Annotated in this window: 10 protein-coding genes and 1 pseudogene; 6 read left to right on the top strand and 5 right to left on the bottom strand. The window is 63.0% G+C overall.

Annotated elements, in window-relative coordinates; all coding sequences use genetic code 11:
• Window positions 1-95 precede the first annotated feature (95 nt).
• From AC6I99_RS10530 to AC6I99_RS10520, 3 genes are read left to right on the top strand one after another with little or no spacing between them, the layout of a single operon-like run.
• A complete protein-coding gene (locus tag AC6I99_RS10530; protein ID WP_497945188.1) occupies window positions 96-1,043 on the top strand; it encodes an alpha/beta hydrolase in 948 nt (315 codons plus the stop codon).
• A 21-nt stretch (window positions 1,044-1,064) separates the two neighbouring features.
• The gene (locus tag AC6I99_RS10525) at window positions 1,065-1,307 is read left to right on the top strand and encodes a hypothetical protein (RefSeq protein WP_497945189.1); all 243 of its coding nucleotides are present in this window, start codon (window positions 1,065-1,067) and stop codon (window positions 1,305-1,307) included.
• Window positions 1,307-1,564 (top strand): CGNR zinc finger domain-containing protein, encoded by a 258-nt coding sequence (locus AC6I99_RS10520; protein WP_497945190.1) that lies wholly within the window; start codon window positions 1,307-1,309, stop codon window positions 1,562-1,564. The genes AC6I99_RS10525 and AC6I99_RS10520 overlap by 1 nt, the downstream gene beginning before the upstream one ends.
• 1,001 nt (window positions 1,565-2,565) lie before the next feature.
• On the opposite strand, the gene AC6I99_RS10515 is transcribed toward AC6I99_RS10520, so the two are convergent.
• From AC6I99_RS10515 to AC6I99_RS10495, 5 genes and pseudogenes are all read right to left on the bottom strand, one after another.
• On the bottom strand, window positions 2,566-3,753 hold the full coding sequence (locus AC6I99_RS10515; protein WP_497961954.1) for an acetyl-CoA C-acyltransferase: 1,188 nt from the start codon (window positions 3,751-3,753) through the stop codon (window positions 2,566-2,568).
• 288 nt (window positions 3,754-4,041) lie between these two features.
• A pseudogene (locus AC6I99_RS10510) lies at window positions 4,042-5,763 on the bottom strand (3-hydroxyacyl-CoA dehydrogenase NAD-binding domain-containing protein); the annotation flags it as partial.
• A 49-nt stretch (window positions 5,764-5,812) separates the two neighbouring features.
• Complete coding sequence (locus AC6I99_RS10505; protein WP_497947119.1) at window positions 5,813-6,973, bottom strand: acyl-CoA dehydrogenase family protein; 1,161 nt, start codon at window positions 6,971-6,973, stop codon at window positions 5,813-5,815.
• Window positions 6,973-8,244, bottom strand: coding sequence for a CaiB/BaiF CoA transferase family protein (locus AC6I99_RS10500; RefSeq protein WP_497945191.1), 1,272 nt, complete (start codon window positions 8,242-8,244; stop codon window positions 6,973-6,975). Before AC6I99_RS10500 ends, AC6I99_RS10505 begins: the two co-directional genes overlap by 1 nt.
• 32 nt (window positions 8,245-8,276) lie before the next feature.
• Window positions 8,277-9,650, bottom strand: coding sequence for an MFS transporter (locus tag AC6I99_RS10495; RefSeq protein ID WP_497945192.1), 1,374 nt, complete (start codon window positions 9,648-9,650; stop codon window positions 8,277-8,279).
• A gap of 487 nt (window positions 9,651-10,137) precedes the next feature.
• Between AC6I99_RS10495 and AC6I99_RS10490 the strand changes: the two genes are divergently transcribed.
• The 3 genes from AC6I99_RS10490 to AC6I99_RS10480 all read left to right on the top strand — a co-directional run bounded on the left by AC6I99_RS10490 (window position 10,138) and on the right by AC6I99_RS10480 (window position 12,855).
• Window positions 10,138-11,169: a LacI family DNA-binding transcriptional regulator gene (locus AC6I99_RS10490; RefSeq protein ID WP_497945193.1), complete on the top strand. Its 1,032-nt coding sequence runs from the start codon at window positions 10,138-10,140 to the stop codon at window positions 11,167-11,169.
• Between the two features lie 97 nt (window positions 11,170-11,266).
• Complete coding sequence (locus tag AC6I99_RS10485) at window positions 11,267-12,268, top strand: VOC family protein (RefSeq protein ID WP_497945194.1); 1,002 nt, start codon at window positions 11,267-11,269, stop codon at window positions 12,266-12,268.
• 44 nt (window positions 12,269-12,312) lie between these two features.
• Entirely contained in the window at window positions 12,313-12,855 is a 543-nt protein-coding gene (locus AC6I99_RS10480; protein WP_497945195.1) for a carboxymuconolactone decarboxylase family protein, read from the top strand.
• Window positions 12,856-12,889 lie beyond the last annotated feature (34 nt).

The following is a 12,889-nucleotide window of genomic DNA, read 5'->3' as shown; positions in this document are numbered from 1 at the left end:
CTGACCATCGGCGGTCGAACGATACATGTAGAGCACCGGCACGACGGGTCCCCCCCGATTTAGTAACTGCACTGACAATGACAAAGGAGTCAGCCATGTCCAATGATCAGCACCAAACGCCGCGATCGCAAACCCAGGGCAAATTCACGATCGAACGGGTCAGCTTCCGTGCCGACGGCGACGTTGAGCTTCGGGGCAACCTCTACATCCCCACGACAGGTGATGGCCCACACCCGGCACTGACGCTTTCCATGGGGTACGGAGGAGTCAAGGAACAGGGCGCACTCCCCTATGCCGAAGCCTTCGCCAGCGCCGGCTTCGTCGTGCTCTTCCACGACCACCGCGGCTTCGGAGAAAGTGATGGAACACCGCGCCAGGACATCAACCCCTGGCAGCAAATCGAAGACTGGCGCAGGGCCATCACCTACCTTGAGTCCCGCCCGGAAGTAGATCCGGACCGGATCGGGCTATGGGGCTCGAGCTACTCGGGAGGCCACGCACTCGTCCTGGGCGCTACCGAACCCCGGTTGAAGGCGATCGTCTCGCAAGTGCCCACCATCAGCGGCTACCAGCAAGGACTCCGGCGGGTCAGCCCCGAAAAACTGGCAGCACTGCAGGCCTCGTTCGCGGCCGATGACCGCGCACAACTCGCCGGTGAGGAACCGCACCGTATCGCCCTGGTCTCTGACGGGTCCGTCCCTGCCAGCTACACCGATCCGGAAGCCGTATCGTTCTACCTGCAACCCATCCCCGACGGGCTCTGGGAGAACAACGTCACCATACGCTCAACACGGGCGGCGCGGGCCTACGAACCCGGGATCTTCATCGGACGCATCTCACCGACGCCTCTGCTGATGATCGTCGGGGACAGCGACACGGTGACACCAACGGATCTGGCACTGGAGGCCTACCAGCGCGCCCTCGAACCCAAAGAGCTGCTGCTCTTCCCCGGGGGACACTTTGACGCCTACCTCAGCGAATTCGAAGCCACCTCCGGTGCAGCCCTGCAATGGTTCACCAAGCACCTCATGCCGGAACAGTAGTGTAGGGAGAAACATCTGACCATGACTGACGGATCCGGACGCTACATGGCTTGGCCCGCTACCACCCGCTACGGGCTCTCTGTCGCGCCCGGAACCCTCGGTCTCGTTCAGGACTTCCTCAACACCATCACAGAGGGAACCATAGCTCCCCCCGACCTACTCGCCACCCTGGACACCGCCCAGGAATGGGCCGACACAGTGACCGAGCAATGGATATCCATCGACGAACTGGGTTGGGCGAAAACCCTGCCTATCGTCCCGTGATGGCAGTCTCCACCGGAGGTATCGATCTCCGGCCAGACGGGGAGGGCTGGCAGTACTTCGAGATGGCGCTGCTTCTCATCTGCCACCAAAGTCAACTCGAAGGCGTCCTACGCCGCATGAAGTCATGCAAGAGCGAGACGTGCGACGTCGTCTTCTTCGACCGCTCCAAAAACAACAGCGGCGCCTGGCACGACGTCAAGGTCTGCGGAAACCGGGCCAACGTCCGGGCCCACCGGGAACGCTCAGCAGCGGTCTAAAGCCCCCATCAGGCGAGCCTTGGTTTCCCCTGCATCCGGTGCACCCAGTTCTTCTGGAGCGCACCGCTCTTACGGCTGAATCCCAACACGTCCCTGCCAGCCCCTGTGGCCCTTTGATCGGGTCAGGGGCACACACGAACACCTGCATTCGATCCTGCCCAGGCGCCGGGTCACCCTGCTGTGGGCCGTTGGAGGATTGCGCGGCCCTCAGTCAGGACGAATTGCTCAATCGGTGCGCTGAACTCCCTTTCCGTGACAGTCCAAGCTGTGTAGCCTTGCGATTTTTCGAAGAGAACGCGAGGTTCCACACCATCGCCAAGCATCCATAGCATGTCAGCCTTTGGTGTTACTGCCTCTACTTTTCCAATCCGGCTATACCGGCTCCCTCTCCGTACACAAATGGTGCGCCCGGCCAGATGAGTCCAGTCATCAATACGTCGACCCGTCATATCAGCGACTCCATGGTTGGTAGGGCTATCTTGATGAAGCCAGTGAGTTCCTGGCCGCTCGAAGTGGTGCAACATCAGATTTCGAACCACCATCCAATCCACGCTGCCGAGCCGAGGAGAGGACCCTCTGGCATGATCTCTTCGTGCACAGATGCGGACGGGAGCGGAAGATTCTCCAGCCCGCGTTCGGTATACATAGCTGGTTGAGGATGCTGGTCGGGCAATACAACGCTCGTACAGAGCTCAGCGGGGGCAGTACCGTGATGGCACAATTTTCCGTGCAGATTATTTGACATGGGCGGATCCACTTGGCTTTGCGCGCCATAAAACTGCCTGAGTGATTTGGCCATTGGCATCAGCATCGTAGGGGCCGAGCAACTGTATCTCGGGCGGGATGTGTTCAGTGCATGTCAGTGGGAGTCTTATGACCGTTGGAGTGCTCCCTGTCGGATGATTGATTAGCCGCCGGGACTTCATGGCGGTTCCCTTCTTTCCTGTTGGTGGTGTTGTTCAGCTGTGCAGTCGTGAAAATTGAGCAGGGCAAACCCTTATTCAGCGGCTGAGGAGCAGGGCTTCCCCCTGGCCGCCGCCGCCGCATAAGCCGACAGCTGCCTTGCCGGTGCCGCGCCGTAGGAGTTCGTAGGCGGCGCTGACCACCAGCCGTGCACCGGAAGCGCCGATAGGGTGGCCTAGGGCGATCGCTCCGCCGTTGATGTTGATCCTCTCCATCCCGACGCCAAGCTGTGCGGCAGAATGGAGCGCTACCGAGGCAAAGGCCTCGTTGATCTCCACGAAATCCAGTTCAGCCGCGTTCCAGCCCTCCTTTGCCAGTGCTTTGCCGATTGCACGGGCTGGTTTGTCCGGCAGTGACGTGTCGGGGCCGGCTGTCTGCCCGGGGGCACCGAGTACGGCCAGGACCTCAAGTCCATGGTCATTCGCGTAGCGGCGGGTAGTAAGGACGACGGCGGCCGCACCGTCGTTGAGCGGTGAGGCATTACCGGCCGTGATTGTGCCGTTGGGTGAGAAGGCAGGCCGGAGCCGACCCAGCAGTTCTTCGCTGCTGTTCGGGCGTACGCCCTCGTCCATGGTTGCCAGTTCGGTCTGTCCGCCCCGATGGGGCACCTTAACAGGGACGATCTCGGCGTCGAAGAGCCCGGCCGCCTGTGCGGCAGCAGCCCGGCGGTGGGAATCGGCCGCAGTCCTGTCCTGTTCCCCGCGGGCAATCCCGATAGCCTCATTTATGCGGTCCGTCGCCAGGCCCATGGCCTCGTGGTCAAAGGCATCGGTAAGTCCGTCATGAGCCGCCGAGTCGACTAAGGCGGCGTTTCCATAAAGATGTCCGGCGCGCGAGCCTGCCAGAAGGTGTGGGGCGTTGCTCATCGACTCCTGTCCGCCTGCCACCACTACATCGGCTTCTCCCAACTGCAGCAGGCGGCTCGCCTCGATAATGGCACTCAGGCCGGAGAGGCACACCTTATTGACGGTGGAGGCGTGGGCGCCAAGCGGAATCCCCCCGGCGACGGCCGCCTGGCGGGCAGGATTTTGTCCCGCCCCGGCCTGGAGGACGTGACCCATGATGACGGCGTCCACCACATCGGGGTGGATTCCAGCCCTGTCCAGGGCCGCCGAGATTGCTTGGCCGCCGAGCTCAGTGGCGGACAGTGATGCAAGCTGTCCCATAAGCCTGCCTTGCGGGGTGCGTGCTGCCCCTACGATCACAACATCTGACGTCTTCTTCATATCTTCTCCTTGGGAAACGCGCAGGCCGGGGTGGAAAGTGGTGCCAACTTTCCGGTCCAGCAGCGGCGTCAGCCCTCCTGCATGGAAGGGATAGTTGGCGCCGAGGATCATGCACAAATCGATCTGCTCCGGTCCGGCCACCACGCCCTCGTCGAGCATGGCTGTGACTTCCTGGGCCAGCGCGGACAGAATCCTGTATTGGACGGCGACGGGATCGACGGACCTCGGCACAGGCAGGAGGTCGACGGCGGCAGGTGAAATCCCGCCTTCGTCGTCCAAATAGCCGGCGCTCCCGGAGGCGACGAGCGCAGCCAGGCTGGTGCTTACTGGGAAGCGCGCCGGATAGGCCGCATGCATGGCCTTGCAGATGTGCAACTGCACGGCCGGGCCGATGTATTGCAGCAGTTGCAGTGGAGTCATGGGCAGGCCCAGCGGTTCCAATGCACCGTCCACGGTGGCGGGATCGGCGCCGTCGTCAATCATCGAGAGCATCTCGCTGAACAGGCGGGTCAGCACACGGTTCACCACGAAGCCGGCCGTATCCGTGACCAGCACGGCGGCTTTGCGTAGACGCCGGGCAAGCTCAAACGCCGTCGAAAGCGAGGAATCGTCTGTGCGAGGTGAGGTGATGATCTCCACCAGCGGCAGCACGGCTACGGGGTTGAAAAAGTGGAAACCGACCAGCCGTTCAGGATGCGCGAGGCCGTGACCCATAGCTTCAATCGACAATGAGGAGGTGTTGGTCAACAGCAGAGTGTCCGGCCGCAGCATCGGTTCGAGCTCAGCGAGCACTGCCCGTTTCACCTCGAGTTCTTCAAAAACTGCTTCAATGACGACGTCGCAGTCGGCAAAAGCGGCCTTGTCCGTGCCCCCCGTGATCAGGTCGCGGACGGCATCCGCATCCCTTTCGTGAAGGATCCCCCGGTCCACCAGTTTGCCCAGGTCCGCGCCGATCCGGCCCAAAGCTGAGTCGATGCGCTCCTGGGACAGATCGGTGATGTGTACTGGGACGCGCAACTGCTGGGCGAAGACGAGGGCGAGCTGACTGGCCATGAGTCCGGCACCGATGACGCCAACCGCGCGCACGGACAGCGGCTCGGCGTCCGGCCTGCCCGTGGGCCTCTTGGCCATGGACTTCGTGAGGTGAAAGGCGTAAATGCTTGCTCGCGCCTCATCGGAAAGCAGTAGCTCTCCAAAGGCCCGGATCGTTGCTGCCGTCTGAGCAGCGGCGCCGGCGGTGACATCGGTCGCTGCGATCAGGTCCAAGGCGCGGTAAGGAGCAGGCGCAGCACCATGGAGGCGGGCGTCGAGTTGAGTCAGGACCGCCTCCAGCGCTGTGGAATAAGCGAACCCGGCGGGCTGCCCTTCCTCTTCGGCTGGGCCCGGGCGGCTCGGGGCTCCAGCAGTGCCGGCGAGGATCCCGGCGGCAAAATCCAATGACGCTACCAGGAATCCCTCCTCCGGCAACACCGTATCGACCAAGGCAAGCCCAGCCGCGGCTTTGGCTGACAGGTTCTTGCCAGCGAGCGAATCCGTGACCACCAGCCGGGCCGTCCGGGCGGGTCCGAGTAGCGCTGCTGTTCGCGGTATGCCGCCCCAAGCTGGAACCAGCCCGAGCCGGACCTCGGGAAAGCCAAGGGCCTGAACCGAGTCTGCGACAGTACGGTAGTCGGCGTGGAGGGCCAGTTCGAGCCCGCCGCCCAGCGCGATTCCGTTGACGAACGCGAAAGTTGGCACGGGAAGCGCCGCCAGCCTGCCCAGCGCATCGAGGCCCTGGCGCGCCACGTTCTCTGCCTGCTCCAGGGTGGTGGCCTCTGTCATCGACTTCAGATCGGCGCCGGCACAAAATACCGCGCCCTTACCTGTAACGGCGACCGCGTCAACTCCATCCAGTCTTAGTGAAAGCACAGCGGCCTTGAACCGGGCCAGGGATGCCGGGCCCAGTGTCACGGGCCGGTTGCCCGTGTTAGCCAAGGTTAGGACCGCGAAGCGGAAACCGGCGTGGTCCATATAGGTCGTGACGATCTCGGTGACGGTTTCCGTGGGCTGAGTCATGGGACTAGGAGAAGCTTGGAATGCCGGTGATGGCACGGCCCATGATCAGGGTGTGGATCTCGTCCGTGCCCTCGTAGGTCCGCACACTTTCAAGATTGTTTGCGTGCCGCAGCGGCGAGTATTCGAGCGTGATCCCGTTTCCGCCGAGGATGGTGCGCGCGGAGCGGCAGATCTCAATTGCCTGCCGGACATTGTTGAGCTTCCCGAAGGAGATTTGCTCGGGACGCAGCCGTCCGGAGTCCTTCAGGCGCCCGGTCTGGAGGGCCACCAGTGTCCCCTTTTGGATCTCCAGCACCATGTCCACCAGCTTCTGCTGCGTGAGCTGGAACGCAGCGAGCGGCTTGCCAAACTGGGTCCGCTGGTTGGCATAAGCCAAGACGGTTTGGTACGCATCGCGGGCGGCGCCCATGGCGCCCCACAGGATGCCGTACCGGGCTTCGTTGAGGCAGGAGAAGGGGCCCCGGAGACCAGTGACTTCGGGGAGTACGGCAGTGGCGGGCAACTGGACGTTCTCCATGGTGATGTCGCACTGGATTGAGGCCCGCATGGACAGCTTGTCCGGGATCGGGGTGGCCAGGAAGCCCTCGGTGTCCGTCGGGACGACGAAACCGCGGATGCCGTCGTCGGTAGCTGCCCAGACGACCGCCACATCCGCGATGGAGGCAAGGCCTATCCAGCGCTTGGCCCCATTCAGCACCCAGCCGTGCCCAACACGTTCCGCCCGGGTGACCATGCTGGCGGGATCGCTGCCCGCAGTTGGTTCGGTGAGGCCGAAGCAGCCGATGAGCTCACCTGCAGCCATGCCAGGGAGCCATTGCCGCTTTTGCTCCTCTGACCCGAACTTGGCTATGGCGCTCATAGCCAGGGAACCCTGCACGGAGACAAAAGTTCGGATGCCTGAATCGCCGGCTTCAAGTTCCATAGCGGCTATTCCGTATTCGACGGCGCTGCGGCCGCCGCAGCCGTAGCCGTTCAGGTGCATGCCGAGCAGGCCCAGGCTTCCCATCTCTTTGACAAGGTCCTGAGGGAAAACCGCGTCCTCGTACCAGGCGTTGATGTTGGGCCGAATGCGGTCATCGACGAACTGGCGGACCTGGCTGCGCAGGTCGAGCTCCTGTTGGCTGAGCAGTGAGTCGATGTCAAGGTAGTCGGTGGCGAGGTCGATCACGGGTGTGCTCCCATTGGCTGGTCGTTGGTGTTCTTGTTGTGGAGTTGTGGGGAATCTGTGGCTGGCAGGCTGTTGAGCCAGGCACGGACTTCGTCGGCGTGCTGCCCAAGCCGGGGTGGGCGCCGGCGGTAGGACACTGGGGTGTCGGATAAAGTGATCGGATTGGCGGCCAGGTCTACGCTGTCCTGGCCCACGCCATCGCGGTCGGTGTTGTCGTGGCCGGCTCCAACGCTTACGCGGGGGCTGAGACCAAGTTCGCCGGCCATGGCAAAGGCTTCGGCGATGTTATTGACCGGCCCGCAGGGAATCCCATGCGCTGACAGCAACCTGTACCAGTGGTCGGCGGTTTCGCCGGTTGTCCGTTCCGTGATGATGCTGTCGAGCTCATCGATGTGGGCGACGCGGGCAGCGTTGGTAGCGAAACGTGGATCGTTTGCTGCCTGTGGAACGCCAAGTGCGGTGCAGAGCTGAGTGAACTGCCGGTCGTTGCCAACAGCGATGACCACTGACCTGTCCGAAGCGGGAAACAGCTGGTACGGCGCGATCGACGGGTGCCGGTTGCCCAGGATGCCCGGAACCGAGCCCGCGGCGGTGTAGCCCACGCTCTGGTTGACCATGCTGGACAGCAAAGTGCCTAGCAGATTGACCTCAACAAGCTGGCCCCGTCCTGTTGTCTCCCGCGCCCGCAGGGCGGCCAGCACACCGATCGCGGCATGGAGCCCCGTCAGCACGTCGACCAGGGCGACGCCGGCCTTGACCGGCTCACCAGGTGCCGGCCCGGTGACGCTCATCAATCCTCCGACGGCCTGCACCAGCAGGTCGTAGCCCGGCAGGTCCGCCGCGGCGTCGTGGGAGCCGAACCCTGTGATGGAGCAGTACACCAGCCGTGGGTTGATCTCTGCCATCTGGTGGTAGGACAGCCCGTACCTTGCCATCGTGCCCGGCCGGAAGTTTTCGATCAGTACGTCGGCGCGCCGAATCAGTTCGACCAGGTCCTCATGGTCGGCCGCCGCTGACATGTCTGCGGTAAAGGAGCGCTTGTTGCGGTTGACCGACAGGAAGTACGTCGCCTCATGATCATCGGTAAACGGCGGACCCCAGTGGCGGGTATCGTCACCGGAACCGGGACGCTCGATCTTTATGACGTCGGCGCCAAGGTCACCGAACAGCATCGTCGCGTACGGCGCCGCCAGCACCCTGCTGAAATCTGCGACGATGATCCCCGCCAGCGCGCCGGCAGGCGGGCGTTGCGGATCGGTGTCAATCATTGGAACTCCTTAGTTGGTGATCAGCGGGGTGATCAATGACTGGCTGCGCGGACCGCGTTGTTGAAGAGCGGAGTCCGGACGATCAGCATGATGGCGGCGGCCGCCAGCGGCAACACGGTCACCTGCAGCAGGCCGGCTCCTTGCCAACCGACGCTTGGCACCAGCGCAGCGAACAGCAAGCCGGAAAAGGCTGCCGATCCGTAGTAGCAGGTGACGAAGAGACCGGCGGCGCGCCCCACCTGGTGCGGACGGACTGCCCGCTGGATGGCGCTGTTCATGTTGGGGAAGAAGACGCCAGTACCGAACACCCCCATGAGGCAGGCGAAGACGCACTGCCAGGCGAACGGTGCCTTGAGCTGGTAGATCAGCACGCCGAGCACCGCCATGACAGCCAGGGAAACGATCAGCAGGGTCCGCTGGTTGATCCGGTCCCCGATCCAGCCCCCGAGCAGACCGGCGAGGCCGCCCAGACCCACGAAACTCAGTGCCACGGCGGACTCTCCGGTGGAAATGCCCAGTTGAGTGGTCAGGAATGTGGGGTACAGGCCCAGGAATCCATAGAGCGCGATGGAGCCGCAGCCGGCGGCAGCCGCGATCGCCAAGGAGTTGCGGTTGTACGCCCTGTCCGGCATGTAGTCATAGGATCCTTCGACGCCGGTCAGGCTGATGGCCCGCTCGGTGAACTTGCGGCTGACGGTGAACGCGACCACCACTGCGAGCAGCAGACCGAGTGCCCCGAAGATCGTAAAGGGCGCACGCCACGTTCCGAACTGGCCGGCGAACATGATGCCGAGGGCGGGCCCGAAGGTTGCACCCAGGCCGAATGCGAAGCCCAATATACCCAGGGCGAGGCCCCGCCGGAGGTGGAAGAACGACCCGACCGCGGCGAACAGAGCTGCGGCCTGCATGCCCTCACCCAGCCCGGAGATGACCCGGTACACGGCCATGTCGCCCCACGAAGCGGCAAGCGGTGTGGCCAGCGTGCCCAGGGAGTAGATCGCAATGCTGACTATCAGGACGGTTTTGCGCGAGAAGCGCTCCACCAGGAACCCCGCAGGGATGCCTGCAATAGCCATCCCCAAGGTGAAGATAGTGGCCAGCAGTCCGCCGGCCTGCAGGCTGAACCCGTACTCAGTGCTGATAGTGCCCAGCAAGGGAAAGAAGACCTGCCTGTCCATCGCGTTGAGCATAAATGTGATGGCCAGTACCGCGAGCGACACACCAGCAACCACCTTGGTGGGCATGCCCTCGGGATTGTCCTTGACCCGTGATGGTGCAGGGCTGGACGGAACCGCATCCATGGAAATAGCGTCCATGGGTTCCGGGTATGTGGGCACGGCGGGGTCGGTGGAAGGTCCAGCTGGGGCCGAAGGCTGGCCTGTGCCGAAGGGGGTCGAGTGGGACATCTTTGTCTCCTAGTCGGGAGGATTTCGTTCTCATGTGGATTTGCTGGCCGAATCGGCCAATGATCAACGGAATGACATGAAGTACGGCAGGTGGCCGGATCCTGACCAGGCCCGGAAGTCTCCTCCCCTGGTCAGGTGGGACCCGCCTCGTGCGTCGCAGTGTATAGAAGCTGCCCGTTTCTGCTCGTGCAGTCTGTGCAGATTGGATGCGACGAGATGTGGAACTTGTGCTAACGATAGCACGCTCACTGGCCGAGTCAAGAGCATGTTGGTACTTCTGATCACAAAAGTCATCCGCCTTGACGACTACCGCAGGAGTGCTATCGTTAGCACTAGTAGTCCTCGTCGCTGGCACGATTTGAGCCTTCATGCCAGTACGTTGAAATGGGCTGGCGCTCGGGATGGCGCGTCAGTCCAGGCCGCATCAGTACACTGATCCCAGCCCGGTTCCCGATAGCAACCGCTCACCGGCTTCACAGGAGGAACGATGGTCACCACCAAGGATATCGCTGCACACCTGCAGCTGTCGGTCTCCACAGTGGGCCGCGCACTGGCCGATGACGCGCGCATCAGCGACCAGACCAAGGCGCGGGTGCGCCAGGCGGCTTCCGAGCTCGGATACGTAGGCAACCATGCCGCACGAATGATGCGCGGGGCTCCCAGCAACGTGGTTGGGCTGGTCATCCCTGATATCCGGAACAGTTTCTACTTCACGATTGCCCATGAGCTGTCTACGATCATGGCCGGCGAGGACTATCAGCTGATGCTGGCCGAGACTTTCGATGACCGCCTCATTGAGAGGCGCCATCTTCGCGAGCTCTCGGCGAGCCGTGCGGCAGGGGTTGTCATTGCCCCCACCCCAAATCCCCACAGCGATTCGATCAATATGCTGAGCGGAATGCCGTACGTCCAACTACTGCGCAAGCATTCATCTCTGGGCGCCCAGTGGTTCGGCATCAACGACCGTCGCGCGCTCAAGGATGCCACGACGCACCTGCTCGATCTCGGCCACTCCCGGATCGCCTATATCGGAGCGCCCGCCGACCTGCCCACAGGCCGGGAGCGGCTCGAAGGCTACAGCCAGGCCCTGCACGAAAGCAACGTTCCACAACGCTCGCAGCTTATCGAGTTGGGCCCACCGGCGTCTCCCGAGCACGCCCGGGAGGCCATCCGCCGGCTACTGAACCGACCCAGTCCGCCCACCGCCGTCGTCCTTGGCTCCGTCCTTCACACTGTGGGCGTTCTGGACGGATTACTGGAGATGGGCATCGACGTTCCGACGGAACTGTCCGTGGTGGGCTTCGGCGATCAAAGCGGGTTCTCCTGGTGGGGGCCTGGCCTGACTACCGTCAGCCTTCCCATCGGCGATGTGGCCACCTCCTGCGGCCTATGGTTCATCCGCCGGCTCAACAATCCGCCTGCTGGAAATGACCCCTACGAGTCGGCGTCAGTGGGCTGGCTCGTGCAAAGGGGCAGCACTGCCCCACCTTCCGCGGCATCGCGCGAGCGCTCCGCCTGAAACCGAATTACCAACCAAAAGCTGCGTCCCTTGCGCGAACCTAAAAGTAATGATGCTAACGATAGCATGACATAAATCACATTGGAGATGGACAAATATGCTGCCACCGGTCGATCTACGTCCGCCATTCAACATCACCCGAACCAGCCACCTGCGCCTGAATGTCGCCGACCTTGCCGCGAGCCGTGACTTCTACACCACTGTCCTCGGCCTGGTGGTGACCGAGGAGGACAACTCCACCGTCTACCTGCGTGGCCTCGCCGAGGCCTGTCATCACAGCCTTGTGCTGGAGAAGAGCAAAGACGGCGGCACCGCCCGCCGGATAGGTTTCCGCGTCTTCTTTGAAGAGGACCTGGACGAGGCCTACAGCTATTTTCGTGAGCGGGGACTCCCGGCCGAGTGGGTGGACATGCCACATCAAGGCCGCACCTTGCATGTTGCAGACCCCGCCGGCACTCCCGTGGAGCTGTGCGCAACCATGGAGACCCGGCCACGGCTGCACATCAACTTTGAGCAGTACAAAGGCGCCCACGCCCAGCGGCTGGACCACTTCCAACTGCTCACGCCCGACGTCTACGGGTTGTGCGCGTTCTACAGCGAACTGGGATTCCGAAACTCGGAGTACCTCGAGCATGGCGATGAACTTGTGGGAGCCTTTATGTACCGCAAGGGCACCTGCCTCGACCTGGCGATGGTGCCCGGCGCCGGTCCAAGCCTCCACCACTTCGCTTACACAGTCTCGGAAAGCCACGACATCTTCACCGCCTGCGATTTCGCCGGCATCCTGGGCTATGGCGACCAGGTGGAGCGTGGTCCGGGCCGTCATGGCCCGGGCGGCATGCTGTTCGCGTACCTCCGGGACCCGGACGGCCACCGCGTTGAGGTCTTCAATAGCCACTACCAGACCATCGATCTTGAGACCGAGCCTGTTCGCTGGGACGCCGCATCGGTGAGCACCAACGCACGCTGGGGCCTGCCGGCCCTGGAACAGTGGTACTTCGAAGCCTCGCCCTTCGTCGGCACACCACTGAAGTCCCCGGCTGTCCGCCCTGCCCCCATGACGCTGGAAAAGTTCCTGGCCAGCCCCCAACTCCCCTGATTGCCAGCCCCGCTGACACCCCAACCCGACTGGAGCACCACACTATGTCCCGAGTTCCCTCCCTGTCCCGCGACGACGCCGTCTCGGTCCACCAGCAGCCGCTGTGGGACCGCATCGAGGCGGAACGCAAAATGCCCACAGCCAACATCTTCCGCTCACTGGCGAACGCCCCGGTGCTGCTCGACGCGTTCCTCTCCTACGCCAACGCCATGCGCGACAGCTCCCTGCTGAGCCCGAAGCTGCGGGAGCTTGCCATCCTGTCCGTGGGTCACGCCACCGGCTCTGAGTATGAGATCGCGCACCACCAGTCCCATGGCCTCAAAGCCGGACTCACGGATGAGCAGCTTGCCGCAGTGGCCGACGGCACCAGCACTGAGTTGTTCAATGACCTCGAACGCGCAGTGATAGCGCTGGCGCGTGAATCCACCATCAACGTGAATGTGTCCGATGAAAGCTGGTCAGCTGCAGCCAAGCACCTCGATGACCAGCAGATGGTGGAGCTCACGTTGACCATCGCCTGGTACAACTCAGGCGTCCGGATAATGGGCCTCCTCGGCATTGAACTCGAGGACAGCTACCGTAAGTAGCTGCCTGCCTCCCTCCCCCAGAACCACACCCTTT

It is taken from the genome of Arthrobacter sp. TmtSoilC77, from assembly GCF_059739415.1.
Note: the sequence above shows the minus strand (reverse complement) of the source record. Positions and strands in the feature narration are given on the sequence as shown.